Genomic DNA, 15,889 nt, shown 5'->3' with positions numbered 1-15,889 from the left:
AACAAAAAGATGAAACATGCCAGTCTGTTAATGTGATGATGTAGGGGGAAAGCGATAAAAACGATTCGGTTCGCCAACGATATAAATATTGCCAGAGGCATCCATCGCAATCCCTTCAGGCTGTTTGATGTTATGTGACAAACCCCGGCTGCCTTTGGTAAGCGACATCTCACCGATAACCTCGCCAGCCAGCGTTACTTCCTGCAGTACGCGTGACTCATGAGACAGTACCAGCAGCGTATTTTTTTGAGGGTTAAATTCTGCGCCAGACACATCGTCTAAAGTAAACTGGTTTTGTAATGTCTGGTCTTTGCTAATATGTAGCTCATCGCTGCGTAATAACCCGGTAACTTTGTAGACTTCGATAGGATCTTTCTCTTTAAAAAACCAGAAGGTATGATCCTGGCGAGAATAAGCCAGCCCTTCAAAACCACTATTGGTTGGCGTTTCCTGCAACGGAATTTTTATTTTTTTGAGGATTTTTACTTCTGACTTTTCATTAAGTGAAATCACATAAATGGCATAATCGCGTTCATCACTGATGACGAATTTATTATCACCAATATATTCGATAGTCTCGAGATCTTTCACAAAATCCAGAGGAATGGTGCGGAGCAGATCCCCATTCGTGGTCATTTCAACAATCGCCGCAGGTTTATTGATAGTGCTAAACAGGGTATTACTCTGCGCAGACCAGGTCAGTGAGGAGATATTATTCGTTACACCTGCAATCTCTTTGCCATCAATAGTCACGTGGTAATTTTGAAACCCTGCGGGATAACTGCTTTTGCGAGCGCAAGATTGCACGAAGAAAGCACACACTGCCACAATGGCAAAAAGAATAATAATGCTGATACGTTTACTTAACGAAAACCTTTTTGTCATGGCATATCCATCCAACAAAATCAATAAGATATCGATAAGTATACGTAGTGATCTTAATGAATCCTTAACGCGGAGCCAGATCGTAATGCGCAATGCATTTCCTGTCGCTGTCTTTCTTCCTGTTACTGACGAATGCAGGCAGATATCGCATTCAGCTCGTTGCGCAATGACAAAGATTGCGCAGGCTCTTTCTCTGCTTCTTCGAGAGTTTCAGTTGAGGTGGAGCAACCGCATCGCAGGCCGTTAGCATCTTCTGCGGCATAAACGTGCAGTAAGTGCCGACCAGCGGAATGCCGCATTTCGGAGAACTGCTCGAAAATGGCGACAAATGGAATGATTTTCCTTCCCCGTACACGGGAGACAATGAAAAAGGCCGCATTATTACCATGATTTGAGTTTGCTTTATTTGTTCTCTCTCGCGGTTAAAAATTGCCGAGGGGTAACAAAGTCGGGATTTGCGATAAAAGATACAGTATCAATCCAATACAACCACCAACCAGCGTACCGTTGACGCGGATAAACTGGAGATCTTTGCCAATATTTAACTCGATTTGCCGCGACATATCCCGCGCATCCCAGCTTTTCACCGTGTCAGTAATGTGGCGTGTCAGGAATGCCGAAAACTCTGGTGCGACGCGGTGCGCAGCCTGTTCGAGATGACCATTTAACGACGCCCGCAAGGCATCATCGGCAATTAACGTCTCGCCAAACCATTGACCCGCCCGCGCGATACGTTCCTTCACGCGAGAATCTTCGCTATTGATATCGGCCTTCAACCATTCCCGCAAATCCCCCCACAATTCACCGAGATAGCGGTTAAACGCTTCATCTTCTTTCAGATACGCTTTGATATTGTCGGCGCGCGCCGCCATTTCCGGATCGTTTTTCAGCTTATCGATCAGCGCAAAGGTAGCGCGATCAAACGCATGGCGGATCTGATGCGCGCGATCGCGGCTGATATCATCAAGCAAAGAATTAACTGCGTCAGAAACCAGTTCTGCACTGTGTTCACCCAGCCATTCAGTCGGCAAAATTTTCGCTTTCAGCGGATGCTCGCTCTCCAGCCAGCGGACGATCTGTTGGGCGATAAATTTGCGTGATTTATCGCGCTGGAGCAGGGCGATCAGTTGTGCGATCAGAGAATCCAGCAGCACCTGATGACGATCGTTTTTGGTCATGCTTTCCAGCATTAACGCACTGGTGCCGGAAAGATCCACTTTATCAATCGCCCGATGCACCGCGCGCTTAAGCAGACGCTGAATACGCGCATCATCAGTAAGTTCGAGAAAACCACTCATGATCTGCAAAAGATGCTGCCCAACGCGGCGGGCGTTTTCTGGCTGACTAAACCAGTTACCGATTAACAACGCCGGTTCATGACGACGAATTAACGCCACCAGGGATTGGGTATCGAGAAATTTTTCCTGTACGAACTGACCGAGATTTTCGCCAATCCGGTCTTTATTACGCGGGATAATCGCCGTATGGCGAGAAATAATCGGAATCGGCACGCGGCGAAACAGCGCCACCACCGCAAACCAGTCAGCCAGAGCGCCGACCATTGCCGCCTCCGCAATCGCCTTCACGCCGCTCACCCAAAAATTGGGGGGCAAAAAAAGCGTAACGATAAAAGTCGCGGCAGCAACGAGCAGTAAAGAGAGCGCCAGCATTTTGGCGCGTCGGAGTTCAATGATTTTATTCATATCGTAAGAATAGAGCCTGACGGCAGGTTCACGCAAAAATCGAGATGCCTTCCAGAAAAATGTATCGCTTGCAGGAGAACAAAAATAGCCTGGAAAGCGCCTCGGGGAATGAGATATTGCCGGGTGTGAGCGGAATTAGGAATCGCTAAAGTCGGACTATCTCTTCAACAGGTGACGGATCGCCATGACAAACTTCACGACCAGTACGCCGCATGACGCATTATTTAAATCCTTCCTCACGCATCCTGACACCGCGCGGGATTTTATGGAGATCCACTTACCAAAAGGTTTACGTGAACTGTGCGATCTCGACACCTTAAAACTGGAATCAGCCAGCTTTGTCGATGAAAAATTGCGGGCGCTGCACTCCGATATTTTATGGTCGGTAAAGACCCGCGAAGGCGATGGTTATATCTATGTGGTGATTGAACATCAGAGCCGCGAGGATATTCATATGGCCTTTCGCCTGATGCGATATTCCATGGCGGTGATGCAGCGTCATATAGAGCATGATAAACGCCGACCACTACCGCTGGTCATTCCGATGCTGTTTTATCACGGCAGTCGTAGTCCTTACCCCTGGTCTTTGTGCTGGCTGGACGAATTTGCCGACCCGATTACCGCTCGGAAACTTTATACCGCTGCGTTCCCGCTGGTGGATATCACTGTGGTGCCGGACGACGAGATTGTTCAGCATCGCAGAGTTGCCCTACTGGAGTTGATCCAAAAGCATATCCGCCAGCGCAATATGATGGGGCTGATTGATCAACTGGTAGCATTACTGGTTACAGAGTGCGCTAATGACAGCCAGATAACCGCGCTGTTAAATTACATTTTACTGGCTGGTGATGAAGCGAGTTTTAAGGAGTTTATCAGCGAACTTACCAGGCGAATGCCACAACACAGGGAGCGAATCATGACGATTGCAGAGCGAATTCATAATGCGGGATGGCTGTTGGGAAGGGAAGAAGGGAGGATCGAAGGCAAAGAAGAAGGTAAAGAAGAAGGGGAACAGCGCCTTCTCCGATTATTTTTGCAAAATGGTGCAGATCCTGAATGGATACAAAAGATTACCGGACATTCATCAGAGCAAATACAGGCATTAGGTCAGTCTTTGCCTGACAGTTACCGCGATTCAGGGATCGAATAATAATCAGAGACTGATGACAAACGCCAAACTTCCTGATGCGCTACGCTTATCAGGCTTACATAGCCCATGCAATATATTGAATTTGCAATATTCTGTATGCCGGATAAGGCGCTCGCGCTGCATCCGGCATGAACAAAACGCTTTTTGCCTAAGCCATGCTGGAACGTAGAGATGTTGCTATAGAGACAAAACGAGCCACAAGCTATTCGTCAGAGGAAATTCAGGCGCGTCGTCAAGATGCGGTATTTATTCCATTGCCCGATACACGGCCTCACCAATTTGCTTCAGTGCTTCGCGGTAGGTTTCGCTGAGCGGCAAAGCGCAGTTGATGCGCAGGCAATTACGGTATTTACCGGAAGCTGAGAAAATCGAGCCTGCCGCCACCTGGATTTTCATGCGGCATAATTGCCGCGCGACGCAGACCATATCGACCTGTTCAGGCAATTCTATCCACAGTAAAAATCCGCCTTTCGGGCGCGTAATACAGATTTCGCAGGGAAAATATTCCCGTATCCAGCAGGTATAAAGCGCCATATTGCGCTGATAGTTTTGCCGCATCCGCCGGATATGGCGATGATAGTGACCTTCCTGCACAAACGTCGCCGCCGCCATTTGCGTGGACGGTACATTAAAGCTGCTGGTGGCATATTTCATATGCAGCAGTTTATCGTGATATCGCCCCGGCGCGACCCAGCCTACGCGCAGGCCTGGCGCAATGCTTTTACTGAACGAACTGCACAGCAGCACCCGACCATCGATATCCCATGAATGAATAGTACGCGGGCGTGGATACTCCGTTGCCAGTTCGCCGTAGACATCATCTTCAAAAATCACAATATCATGACGCTGAGCGAGAGAGAGAACGGCTCGTTTGCGGGCGTCCGGCATAATAAATCCCAGCGGATTATTGCAGTTTGGCACCAGAATGATGCCTTTAATCGGCCACTGTTCCAGCGCCAGTTCCAGAGCTTCAACGCTGATACCGGTTTCTGGATCGGTTGGGATTTCAATCACTTTCACGCCCATACCGCGCAGCATCTGCATTGAACCGTAATAACACGGGGATTCGACCGCGACAATATCGCCCGGTTTACACACCGCCATTAACGCCAGCGACATCGAGTTATGGCAGCCGCTGGTGATGATGATGTCATCGGCGGTGATTACCGAACCGCTGTCGAGCATCATACGGGCAATCTGCTCGCGCAATACCCGCTGACCGGCTAATGAGTCATAACCGAGAACGGTTTGCAGATTATGCTGCACCACCCGGCTTAGCTCCCGCCAGAGCGGTTTCAGGCTGGGCGCTTCGACATCCGGCGTGCTTTTACTGAACGGAACAATGGAACTGTCGCTATGCGCTTCCAGCATATCCAGCACCTGATCCCACTGGGTAATCTCTACCGGGCGCTGCACCGGACGCGTCATTGGCGGCACTGGTGGCTGGGCTTTATGTTGCGCAACAAAATAACCCGAACGCGGCTGCGGAGTGATGAGCTTCATCGTTTCCAGCGTCTGATACGCCTGCTGCACGGTGCTGATACTGACGCCGTGCTCCTGACTTAAGCTGCGCACCGACGGCAATTTCTCCCCGTGACGATACAGCCCTTGCTCAATCCGTTCGGCAAGCAGAGTCGCCAGATGTTGATAACGCGTCATGCTGTATTCCTTATTTGGAGCATACAGAGAGAAAAACCGGTACAGATGAGGCTAAAAAACCGGATGCAGATGCTGTTTTAACCTGTCTGTATGTTAAATAAAAGTAATATTTGCATCTGTATTGTGAACTGCCAGAAGGCGGATGATTAAGCCTCTGAAAGATGAGGAGGCAGCAGATGGAATTTCACGAAAACAGAGCCAAAGCGCCGTTTACTGGCTTCGTACAACTCTGGCAGGCAGTGAGAAGCTGGTGGCTGAAAAAGCAGACCCGGCGGGTGTTACAGCAGATGAGTGATGAACGGTTGAGGGATATTGGGTTACGCAGGGAGGATGTGGAGTGAGGGGGAAAATTCCCCTTCCCGTGGGGGGAAGGGGAGAGAAACTTAGCGTGGCGTTTTGCTACTAATCACCCCAATAAACTCCTGCACCTGCTTTTGTTTACGCGCCGACAGCTTGCACACCTGTCGCAGCGACTGCATCAGTTCGCTCTCTTCGGCGGCGGGTGGTTGGGCGGTGAGGACAATACAGCCTTCCATCACTTTGACATCTACCGCTGTGCCAGTGGCAAAACCGGCGGCTTCCAGCCACTGACCTTTCAGGGTGATGGCGGGAATACGGCTGTAATCCGGGTAGCGGCTCGCATAACTCACGGTTAATTGACGGTTATTTGCCGGGGAGACTTCTGCTTCGAACGGTTGTGCAATAGAATGCGTGTCAGTCATAACTACTATTCTCCGATAATAGTGATTGTGATTAGCGGTGCGAGTGTGTTGGCGCACATCCGCACCGCGCTAAATACCTGGATATATCATCAGTAAATATGAGGAAAGTCCAGCTAAAAATAGAAAATAATAAAAGCGTTACTGGAAAGATCTGGAAGAGAAATTAACGTTAATTCAGAATGACCGGATAACAGCGTGTATCCGGCCTTCATAATTAATTTAAAGCACTCATATGATGTTCTTTAAAATTCTCTGCCTGTGCCAGTACACCCATATAAACATCATCATTCGCTACTGGCGGGAACTTATGCTTGTGTAGAAGCAGAATTAGTTCAACTTTCAGTTTCGCTTTAATATCATCGCGTTTACTCCAGTCAGGATATTTCGATGTATTGTCAACCACGCTTTTCATCTCTTTTGCCAGTGACAGCATTTTTTCATCGTCATAGGTGAACTGATATTTATCACGCATATGAGCAAGAATGTCGTAAAACGCTTTTTCTTCAATATCAATACCTAAATCGGCCCAGGTGCCCATTTCGGTTTTAATATCATAGATAATATCCGTCATTTCCTGACTGAATGTATCGAATTCTTCACCGTTGAGTACATCATCTTCTCGCCGCTCATTATAACGATCTATAATCGCCTGGAAGCGGCGGGTGAAGTTAATCCCTTGCAGCTGGTTCACTTTCTTGAAATCACTGATCGCTTTTTCCAGTAATTTTTGTAATAGCTGGATTTTCGTTGCCGGAAGTTTGATCTTGTTAATTCGTGCCAGATAATCTTCGTCAAAAATATCGATAGATTCCGCTTTTTTATCGCCAAGAAAATAAATTTCTTCTACGCCATCAGCTTTTAACGCTTCTGCAATCATTTCACGAACGCGTGCATTCATCTGGGTAACATCCGGTGCGTCGCCTTTCGTCAGTTTGAAAACAATTGAACGAACAGCAAGATAATAGTGAATATAGTCACGTTCTGTCTGTGATAATGCTTCGCTGCCGCAGCAGACATCGTAGGCGGCTTTCATGCGTTTAACCAGTCCCATAAAACGACGTTCAACTTTCTGGGTACGCAGAACAAATTCCGCCGCGCGGTTGAGGCAGGATAATTGCGCTTGTGGCTCACCACTAAAATAATCCCGACTGTCAAATTCGTAAAAGACTTGCCCCAACAAATCGAGATGGTTTTTAACTTCTATTACCGATTGCTGAATATCTTCAAAGTTGGTGGCATCAATGCGGGAATACATTGCCAGTGCCTGGTTCATCTGACTTTTAATGCCGATGTAGTCCACCACTAACCCTTTACTTTTGCCTTCCAGTTTACGGTTAACGCGAGAAATGGTCTGGATAAGATTATGTTTTTGTAAGGGTTTATCAATATAGATGGTATCCAGTTCCGGGACGTCGAAACCGGTCAGCCACATATCAACAACAATGGCAATTTTGAAATTCGATTTAGCGTTTTTGAACTGCTTATCCAGCTCTTTACGATATTCTTTTGTGCCCAGTAAATCATAAAGCGCCTCGTCGTCATCTTTACCGCGCGTCATGACCATCTTCACCATTTCAGAAGGCGGTAACTCTTTTTGTTCCTGTTCCGTCAGGACGACGCCATCGGGGGCTTGCTTCACTTCAAACCAGGCAGGGCGAATAGCTTTAAGCTGACGGTAGAAATCCCAGGCAATTTCACGGCTGGCACAAACAAACATGGCTTTGCCTTTTACGGTGGAACCTTCGGCTACGCGTTTTTCATAATGTTTGGCAAAGTCTTCCGCGAGGGCTTTTAACCGATCTTCATCACCCAGTACCGCATTCATGGTTGCGGTGGCTTTTTTGCTTTCGTCGATTTGCCACTCATTGGTGCCTGCGTTTGCGCACTCTTCGTAATACTTTTCGACTTCTTCCAGTTTGCTGGAGTCCAGGATCACTTTAGCCGCACGGCCTTCGTACACGATGCGTACAGTGATTTCATCCTGAACGGATTCGGTCATGGTGTAACTGTCGATCACCTCACCGAAGACATCGAGCGTCGCGTCAATCGGAGTTCCGGTAAAGCCAACATAGGTGGCGTTTGGCAGTGAATCGTGCAGGTATTTCGCAAAGCCATAAGTTTTGCGCACTTTTCCGCTTTCTTTATCGACGATGACTTTCTGGTCGAGGTTTACCTGGCTGCGATGTGCTTCGTCCGAGATGCAAATGATATTGCTGCGTTCAGAAAGGAGTTCAGTGTCTTCGGTGAATTTATGGATCGTCGTCAGGAATACACCGCCACTATTGCGTCCCGATAGCTGATTACGCAGATCTTCACGGCTGGTAACGGGAACGATAGTGTCGTCGCCAATGTAATTTTTGGCGTTGCACATTTGCGCAGAAAGCTGATCGTCCAGATCGGTGCGGTCGGTGATCAAAACAATGGTCGGGCTGGCAAACTCCACGCTCTTCATCAAAAGACGCGTTAAAAATTGCATGGTGTAACTTTTGCCACAGCCCGTTGCGCCAAAGTAGGTGCCGCCTTTACCGCTACCGAAAGGTTTACGCGCTTGCTTGATGCTGTAATAGAGTTTGCGGGCGGCATAGTACTGCGGATATCGGCAGCAAATTTTTACTTCGTGCTTGGCTTTATCTGGGAAGCAAATAAAGTTTTTAATCACATCCAGCAGACGTACCGGATGAAACAGCCCCTGAATCATTGAGTGCAATGATGGAATTCCGTCCTGTTCACGGTTTTCATTACCGGTGACTTTGCGCCATGAGTAAAAGTATTCATAGGGCGCAAACAGGTTGCCCATCCGGTTATTTACGCCATCGCTAATAATGCAGAGCGCGTTGTAGATAAACAGTTGCGGAATATCCCGGCGATAGCGTTTACAGAGCTGCTTCCAGGCATCGCCAATACTGGCTTCTTGCTCGCGCACCGCACTTTTAAATTCAAAGACGACCAGTGGCAGACCGTTGATATAGAGAATGCCGTCAGGAATACGAGTCTGATTATCTTTACCGGAGATTTTAAGCTGGTTAACAATCTTAATCCGGTTAAGCGGCGGATTAATATAGGAAGGCGGGAGTTCCGCCGCCTGTTGCAACGGGACATCGTCGGCGTCAAATATCTGGCGCAGTGCGGCGGGTAGATGCCGGGTGTCGAGCAATTCAATATAGAGATCTTTTTGTTGCCGATCGTCGCGTTTGAACAGAAAACCATTTGCCAGCCAGCGACAAAATGTTTTGTTGCTTTCATAAAGGTCGGAGGCCGGAAGCGTGGTGAACTGTTTGATCAGCCGTTGAATCTCTTCTTCAGTAATGCCATCAGGCTGGTAGCGTGCCGCTAAATAATGACGGAGATCGTCTTCGATGATGACCTGATCGAGACTTGAACGTGGGACATTATCGCCGATCAGGTGTTGATATCCCTGATCCTGCAGCAGTTCAATGATCGCTTGTTCTAATTTTGCTTCACTGAAAGAGAGACTCATATCGCGCTCCAACCCTGGCTAATTTCTGGTAAGCATTCCCGTATCAGTAGAAAACCTTACCAGAAAGCCCCTGATTTTACAGGGGCAAAATGCGTTATGCGGCTTCTGTATTGGTGCTGAGATCCGGAAGATCTTCCAGGAAGAGCTCGCCGGAGATGAGTTTTGGGAGCAAGGTGTCGCGGAGGGTCGTCAGGGATTTGTTTTCCAAATTACAGAAATGCATTTTATCAAAGTAACTACTGACTTTTCCTGAAAATAAGCTCATTACAGCAGGTGTTGGTATTGCAATATAAAAGCTATCAAAGCAGCTGTTCTGTACCCGTTGGCGGCCGGATGAACCGACCATGTTTTGTATTGCATGTAACCTGAAATTACTTTCTCGGGCTAAACAAGCTACATACAAATAATGTACTTGAGGAGTACCTCGCATCACTATAAATTCAGTAGAACCAAACGCAGTCTCTTTTTCATCTAAAAAATCAACAAATCCTGTTTTACCATTTTCTAGGCATGGAGTTATCCGAGCGAATAAAGTATCGTTATTTTGGAATTTCGCTCCCCCTGAATATGGCTTTTCTATAATATCTGATATTGAATATCCTTGAGTAGGCAAAGATTTCATATCAACATACTTTGCGATTTTATTTTTTGGTAATTTTATAGTAGGATTTATATTTATAGATTTTGCTACAGACTTCAGCGTCCAGCCCTTTGGCACCCAACCTAACTCCGTTTCTTCAAATTCACTTGGGAAAAGCGAGCGGATTTCCACCGGAAGCGGTTTAAAATCTGCACTATTACGTACTTTTTGACGTAATTCGGCGCGAGTTTGCAGGGCTTCCGGGATTGGGTTTCCTGCATCCAGAGCGTTATCAATCACTGGATCAAAATCCACAAACCAGGATTTGAAAATGGTTTGGGACATTTGTTCTAGGGTTTGGTTTAGTTTATTATTAAGGTTTATTCTTGTTTCTAGTTTATACAATTGTGTCGCAATTTTTTTTTGTGTATCTGGATGAACAGGGACCCTTATTTTAGCTTTATGTAGATGGTTTCTATTTATTCCAGGAACTGCTGCTTTATCTGTATAATCTGAATAGGATAATGTATGAAGAAGGTAGTAAACAAATAAAGGTTCATTTCCTTTAAAGTCAATAACATATAAAGTTGTATTTAAAGGCCAAAAATCATCCTCTATATAAAATACTTCTCCTATAGTACCATATCGACCTGTAATAACGCCTGGCCCTTTAACCATGGCTTCATTATGATAATCAGTAAGACCTGATGATGATATAATAGGAACAGTTCCTTTTATCCTGGAGTTTTTAGGTAGATCATAACCACGTTTGAGCTCAATAAATTCGCCAAGCTCACATATTTTCCACTTACTCCCCATAACCCAGCGCCTCCAGATTCTGGCGAATCGCACGATCCAGTTCTTCCGCCTGCTTCATCTGCTCAAACAACGTCTTCGACAACTCCCGCATTTTTGTCTCAAATGCCACGCCGTCCTCTTCCTGCTCGGCTGCACCCACATAGCGGCCCGGTGTCAGAACGTAGTCGTTATCTTTAATGTCTTGCAGGGTCGCAACTTTGCAAAAGCCTGCCTGGTCTTCATATTTTTCCCGCTTGCTGTCACCACGCGCAATCCGTGCAGCCAGTTCTTCCGGCGTGCTGCGCCAGGCATGGTAGGTATCGGCGATTGTGGCAATATCTTCCGTCGTTAACTCTTTAGTTGTGCGGCTAATCATGGTGCCGAGGTTACGCGCATCAATAAACAGCGTCTCGCCCTGACGATCACGATAACCTTTGGCCGGATCGGCAGCCTTCGATTTGGTCATAAACCATAAACACACTGGGATTTGCGTGGTGTAAAACAACTGACCTGGCAGAGCGATCATGCAGTCGATCAGATCATTTTCGATCATCTGCGCACGGATCTCGCCTTCACCGCTGGTGTTAGAACTCATAGAACCGTTTGCCAGCACAAAACCTGCTGTGCCGTTAGCCGACAGCTTGGAGAGCATATGCAAAATCCAGCCGTAGTTGGCGTTACCGGTTGGCGGCATACGATACCCAGCAAAACGTGGGTCTTTGGTTAATTCGGCTTCATTACGCCAGTCTTTCAGGTTGAAGGGCGGGTTCGCCAGAATGTAGTCGGCTTTCAGGTCCGGGTGCTGGTCGCTAAAGAAGGTGTCTGCCGGTCGTTCGCCGAGGTTAGCTGAAAGACCGCGAATGGCGAGGTTCATTTTTGCCAGTTTATACGTCGTGGCTGTCAGTTCCTGACCATACAGCGCGATATCACGGCTTTTACCCTGATGGCTTTCGACAAACTTCACCGACTGCACGAACATCCCTGCCGAGCCGCAGCACGGGTCATAAATTTTGCCCTGGAAGGGTTCGAGCATTTCAGTTAACAGCGTAACCACACATTTTGGCGTGTAGAACTCACCACCGCCTTTGCCTTCGGTTGCGGCAAACTTGCCGAGGAAGTATTCGTAAACGCGTCCCACCAGGTCTTCTTTCGATAACGTTTCAACGTCAGTTTCGTGTGCCAGCGTTTCGATGTTGTCGATGGTATCAATGAGTGACGCCAGTTTTTTTGTTTCCAGATTCTGACGGCTGAAGTAGTTGTCTGGCAGCGCGCCTTTCAGTGTTGGGTTACGTTTTTCAATGGTCGAGAGGGCGGTGTCAATTCGGACTGCAATATCGTCCTGTTTGGCATTTTGTTTGATAAACGACCAGCGCGCCTCTTCCGGCAGGTAGAAAATGTTGTCCTGCTGGTAGAAAACTTCCATCTCAAGGAAGTCAGCTTGCCATCGGCAATCATTTTTTTACGGCGTGCTTCAAACTTATCGCTGATGAATTTCAGGAACACGAGGCTCAACACCACGTGCTTGTATTCGGAGGACTCAACGCTACCGCGAAGCTGGTTTGCGGTATCCCATAACGTTTCTTCAAAGCCTTTCTTTGCTTTGGCTTTTTTAGTTGGTGCTTTGGCCATGATGAACTCTGTTCAGATAAATTGGGTCGCTATTGTAATGGTAGCGGCGGCAGATTTCGCCCTTTAATCCATCTCCAGCTCATCAAACAACTGCAAATCCACATCCAGCAATTCCACTGCATTGCTGCGGCGAATGCCGACGTTATTTTCGATTAACAGTTCCAGTAAGCGATCGCCGTCGATAAGCGTAATTGGCGCGGCACCCGGAAAGAGCGCCGCTTCTGCACATTTCGCCGCAAATTTCCCGGTGGTGATGAGCGTACCGCGAATGGCTTTGTGGTAAGGCAGCGCCCCGCGCAACTGGTCGATATACGGGCGAGTGATGGTGTTCTGCATTCTTTTGACCTGCACCACTTCGGTAATGGTGGTGATGCCGACCTGCACCTGACCAATCACGTCCACACCTTTATCGCCTGAGGCTTTGGTCACTTCGACCTGCTCGTAGCCCATTGCTTCCAGTAATTGACCGACCAGTTGCTCAAACTTGTACGGGTTCATCGTGCTGATTTGTTCGCGCAGCAGCTCTTTTTGCTGCTCGTTGTAGCGTTTCACCGCTTCCAGCAGCTCTTTACGTGGATCGCTTTTTCGTGCCGGCAACGCTTTTCCAAGCCAGGCGCGCCCGGTATCGGTGATGCGATAGCTCATACCTTCGCGAGTAACCATGTCACGGTCGATAAGATTATAGAGTCGGGAGTAGAGCGTGCTTTTCACCGAACTGGCAGACGCGAATTTTGAATGTTGATGCAAAAAGGCCTGCCATTCCGGCAATAAATCAGCGCGGCGCGACATTTCTCGGCCAGCCAGCAGCTCAAGCAGTTGCAGAATGCCTTCCTGATCGTCCAGTGAACGCAGCGTTTTTTCGTCATCTTGCAGGAATTTTTGCCCGCGCGAGGTGGGCTGCCAGGTATCATCTGGCGTACTTTCCATCAGCTCAAACTGGGGATAGTTGAGAAATAAGTAGCAGCCGTAGCTGTGGCGCGGGTTCAATATGTGATTATCGGTATCCCAAATACGACGGGCGATGTCGGCATCTTCACCCGTTAAGCGTTCGCTGATCCACAGGTCGGGTTCCGACCAGTCAACGGGTTTTTGCGGCGTACCGGTTTGATCGCGAATGGCGGTAATCATATTGCGCACCGCTTTCAGGGAATAGCCTGAGACGGCTTTCATCATAGCCTTAACTTGCGCATAGGTAGGAAAAAGCGGAGTAATAACTTTGTAGTTTTTCACGGTAATCCCTTAACGACAGCGAGGTGCTTAGTGTGCCATGTCAGGCGAGAAATTCTATTGGATGAATCAAGTCCAACTTACTCATTGTCAATTTCATGGTTGATTATCCAAAACGTGATGCTATTTCCAACATCAACGCTATAATTGAAGAATAATTGTAGATACATTTTTGTATATACAATTAGGGATGGCAACTATGCCAATGGAGTTTGAATGGGATGCAAACAAGGCCAAAAGTAATCGGGTGAAACATGGCATCCGCTTTGAAGATGCAGTGTTAGTGTTTGATGATCCACAACATTTGTCACAGCAAGATCGCATAGAAAACGGTGAGTATCGCTGGCAGACTATCGGCCTGGTTCACGGTATCGTGGTTATTCTGGTTGCGCACACCATCCGTTTCGAAAGCGGAAATGAAATTATTCGAATCATCAGTGCACGAAAAGCAGATCGTAAAGAGAGGAGTCGCTATGAGCATGGTTAAACATAAACGAGGGACACCCTCTACACTCGATGTGCAGCATGAGGCCGAACTGAAGGCGCTGGCGAATAAATCCGACGAAGATATTGATTACAGTGATATCCCGCCTTCCAGCGATGAGCAATGGTCTAACGCCGAACGCGGTAAGTTTTATCGGCCATTGAAAACCCAGGCTTCGGTGCGTATTGATGCTGATGTGATGGAATGGCTGAAGCGACCAGGTAAAGGCTATCAAACTCGCCTGAACGCAATTTTACGTGAAGCGATGCTGCGCGATCAGAACAAAAAATAATTCAGGCCGCCACGTGGCGGCCATCATCCAAAATTACTTCCTCAACCCCGCAAACGCCGCCCTTATCTCTTCCTCTGGCAACTGAATCCCGATAAACACCATCGTGCTATGCGGTTTTTCATCGCCCCACGGGCGGTCCCAGTCGGCGCTGTAGAGGCGCTGGACGCCCTGGAACAGCAGGCGGTTAGGTTCGCCGTCAATCCATAGCATCCCTTTGTAACGCAGTAGTTTATCTGCCGACTCCAGCAGCAGGTTTTCCATCACCCGTGAAACTTCGCTGATATCTACCGGGTAATCCAGTTCCACCACAATCGACGAAATATCGTTTTGTTTATCAGCGATAAAGTGGAAACGTGGTTTGGTGCTGACGACGTTCTCTTCCAGCATAAAACCGTTGGTGTTGAACAGCAGGCCCAGGTCGATGTCGCCGTGGGTGACGGTGTAGACCGGTGCACGGGCGTTGATGCGCGCCAGGCGTTCACGCAGTTTTTCTGCTTCGCCAGCGACGTCGGTTTTGGTCAGCAGAATACGGTCAGCGTAGCCAACCTGTGACTGGGCGATGGTGAACTGGTTCATCTGCTCATCGGCATGTACCGCATCCACCAGCGCAATCACGCCGTCCAGCAGGTAACGCTGGCATAAAATCTCATGGGAGAAAAAGGTCTGAATAATCGGGCCGGGATCGGCCATGCCGGTGCATTCAATCACCAGACGGTCGAACTGAATATTGCCCTTGTCGAGATTATCCAGCAGGTCGAGTAGCGCGTCTTCCAGCTCGTTGGAGCGCGAACAGCAGATGCAGCCGTTGGTCAGCGTTTTGATCTGCGTGGCGCGGTCGCCAATTAATTGATCGTCAACGGAGACTTCGCCGAATTCGTTTTCAATCACGGCAATCTTGTAGCCGTGTTGTTCGTTAAGAATATGGCGCAGCAGGGTGGTTTTGCCCGCGCCTAAAAAACCGGTGAGTAGGGTAACTGCAATCGGGTTCATGCTCTCTCCATTAACAACAGCGCATACCGCCTTTACCATCGCCGCCGTAGCGTGCGTTCTGGCGTTCGCGGAAGAATTCTTCATAGCTCATGTACGGCTTGTCGGGATGGTTGGTCTTCATATGCTCGACGTAGTTGTCGTAGTCTGGAATGCCAATCAACATCTTCGCCGCCTGGCCGAGATATTTTTTTGCCTGTCCTAAGTTACCAAACATAGTTCACTCTGATAAGAACAAAGCCCCGCCGAAGCGGGGCTGAGATTGCTGACAAACTCGCTTACAGGTCAATACGGT

The 15,889-nt window shown here is 48.0% G+C and carries 13 protein-coding genes and 2 pseudogenes; 4 read left to right on the top strand and 11 right to left on the bottom strand.

The annotated features are described in order from the left end of the window. Window positions 1–27: 27 nt before the first annotated feature. From A7098_RS09435 to A7098_RS09430, 3 genes and pseudogenes are all read right to left on the bottom strand, one after another. A complete protein-coding gene (locus A7098_RS09435) occupies window positions 28–885 on the bottom strand; it encodes an SdiA-regulated domain-containing protein (RefSeq protein ID WP_105280705.1) in 858 nt (285 codons plus the stop codon). Window positions 886–1,054: 169 nt separating this feature from the next. Then, window positions 1,055–1,180, bottom strand: a pseudogene (locus A7098_RS23930) (2-hydroxyacyl-CoA dehydratase); the annotation flags it as partial. 127 nt (window positions 1,181–1,307) lie between these two features. Then, window positions 1,308–2,588: a DUF445 domain-containing protein gene (locus tag A7098_RS09430; protein ID WP_105280704.1), complete on the bottom strand. Its 1,281-nt coding sequence runs from the start codon at window positions 2,586–2,588 to the stop codon at window positions 1,308–1,310. A gap of 184 nt (window positions 2,589–2,772) precedes the next feature. On the opposite strand from A7098_RS09430, the gene A7098_RS09425 reads away from it, so the two are divergent. After that, window positions 2,773–3,738, top strand: coding sequence for an Rpn family recombination-promoting nuclease/putative transposase (locus tag A7098_RS09425; protein WP_000181187.1), 966 nt, complete (start codon window positions 2,773–2,775; stop codon window positions 3,736–3,738). Window positions 3,739–3,984: 246 nt separating this feature from the next. Here A7098_RS09425 and A7098_RS09420 read toward each other — a convergent pair whose 3' ends face one another. Further along, the gene (locus A7098_RS09420; RefSeq protein WP_105280703.1) at window positions 3,985–5,397 is read right to left on the bottom strand and encodes a PLP-dependent aminotransferase family protein; all 1,413 of its coding nucleotides are present in this window, start codon (window positions 5,395–5,397) and stop codon (window positions 3,985–3,987) included. 176 nt (window positions 5,398–5,573) lie between these two features. On the opposite strand from A7098_RS09420, the gene A7098_RS09415 reads away from it, so the two are divergent. Beyond that, entirely contained in the window at window positions 5,574–5,738 is a 165-nt protein-coding gene (locus A7098_RS09415) for a DUF1127 domain-containing protein (RefSeq protein ID WP_085460283.1), read from the top strand. Between the two features lie 42 nt (window positions 5,739–5,780). Here the strand turns inward: A7098_RS09415 and symE are convergent, their stop codons facing one another. From symE to A7098_RS09390, 5 genes and pseudogenes are all read right to left on the bottom strand, one after another. After that, complete coding sequence (gene symE / locus A7098_RS09410; RefSeq protein WP_000132616.1) at window positions 5,781–6,119, bottom strand: endoribonuclease SymE; 339 nt, start codon at window positions 6,117–6,119, stop codon at window positions 5,781–5,783. A 214-nt stretch (window positions 6,120–6,333) separates the two neighbouring features. Next, on the bottom strand, window positions 6,334–9,597 hold the full coding sequence (locus A7098_RS09405; protein WP_105280702.1) for an HsdR family type I site-specific deoxyribonuclease: 3,264 nt from the start codon (window positions 9,595–9,597) through the stop codon (window positions 6,334–6,336). Between the two features lie 94 nt (window positions 9,598–9,691). Further along, complete coding sequence (locus A7098_RS09400) at window positions 9,692–10,996, bottom strand: restriction endonuclease subunit S (protein WP_105280701.1); 1,305 nt, start codon at window positions 10,994–10,996, stop codon at window positions 9,692–9,694. After that, a pseudogene (locus tag A7098_RS09395) lies at window positions 10,986–12,604 on the bottom strand (N-6 DNA methylase). Before A7098_RS09395 ends, A7098_RS09400 begins: the two are co-directional and overlap by 11 nt. Before the next feature lie 63 nt (window positions 12,605–12,667). Continuing rightward, entirely contained in the window at window positions 12,668–13,834 is a 1,167-nt protein-coding gene (locus A7098_RS09390; protein ID WP_105280700.1) for a restriction endonuclease, read from the bottom strand. A gap of 196 nt (window positions 13,835–14,030) precedes the next feature. Here A7098_RS09390 and A7098_RS09385 point away from each other — a divergent pair, with 196 nt between their 5' ends. Continuing rightward, a complete protein-coding gene (locus tag A7098_RS09385) occupies window positions 14,031–14,318 on the top strand; it encodes a BrnT family toxin (RefSeq protein WP_001295743.1) in 288 nt (95 codons plus the stop codon). Further along, the gene (locus A7098_RS09380; RefSeq protein ID WP_000063150.1) at window positions 14,305–14,607 is read left to right on the top strand and encodes a BrnA antitoxin family protein; all 303 of its coding nucleotides are present in this window, start codon (window positions 14,305–14,307) and stop codon (window positions 14,605–14,607) included. Before A7098_RS09385 ends, A7098_RS09380 begins: the two co-directional genes overlap by 14 nt. A 33-nt stretch (window positions 14,608–14,640) precedes the next feature. Here the strand turns inward: A7098_RS09380 and yjiA are convergent, their stop codons facing one another. Together yjiA and A7098_RS09370 are read right to left on the bottom strand one after the other, a co-directional pair. Continuing rightward, window positions 14,641–15,597 carry a GTPase gene (gene yjiA, locus A7098_RS09375; protein ID WP_001297640.1) on the bottom strand — a complete coding sequence of 319 codons (957 nt, stop codon included), beginning with the start codon at window positions 15,595–15,597 and terminating at the stop codon, window positions 14,641–14,643. A gap of 10 nt (window positions 15,598–15,607) precedes the next feature. Then, on the bottom strand, window positions 15,608–15,811 hold the full coding sequence (locus tag A7098_RS09370; RefSeq protein WP_000467859.1) for a YbdD/YjiX family protein: 204 nt from the start codon (window positions 15,809–15,811) through the stop codon (window positions 15,608–15,610). Window positions 15,812–15,889 lie beyond the last annotated feature (78 nt).

The sequence above is a fragment of the Escherichia sp. MOD1-EC7011 genome, assembly GCF_002965005.1.
Taxonomy (GTDB): Bacteria; Pseudomonadota; Gammaproteobacteria; order Enterobacterales; family Enterobacteriaceae; genus Escherichia; species Escherichia ruysiae.
Note: the sequence above shows the minus strand (reverse complement) of the source record. Positions and strands in the feature narration are given on the sequence as shown.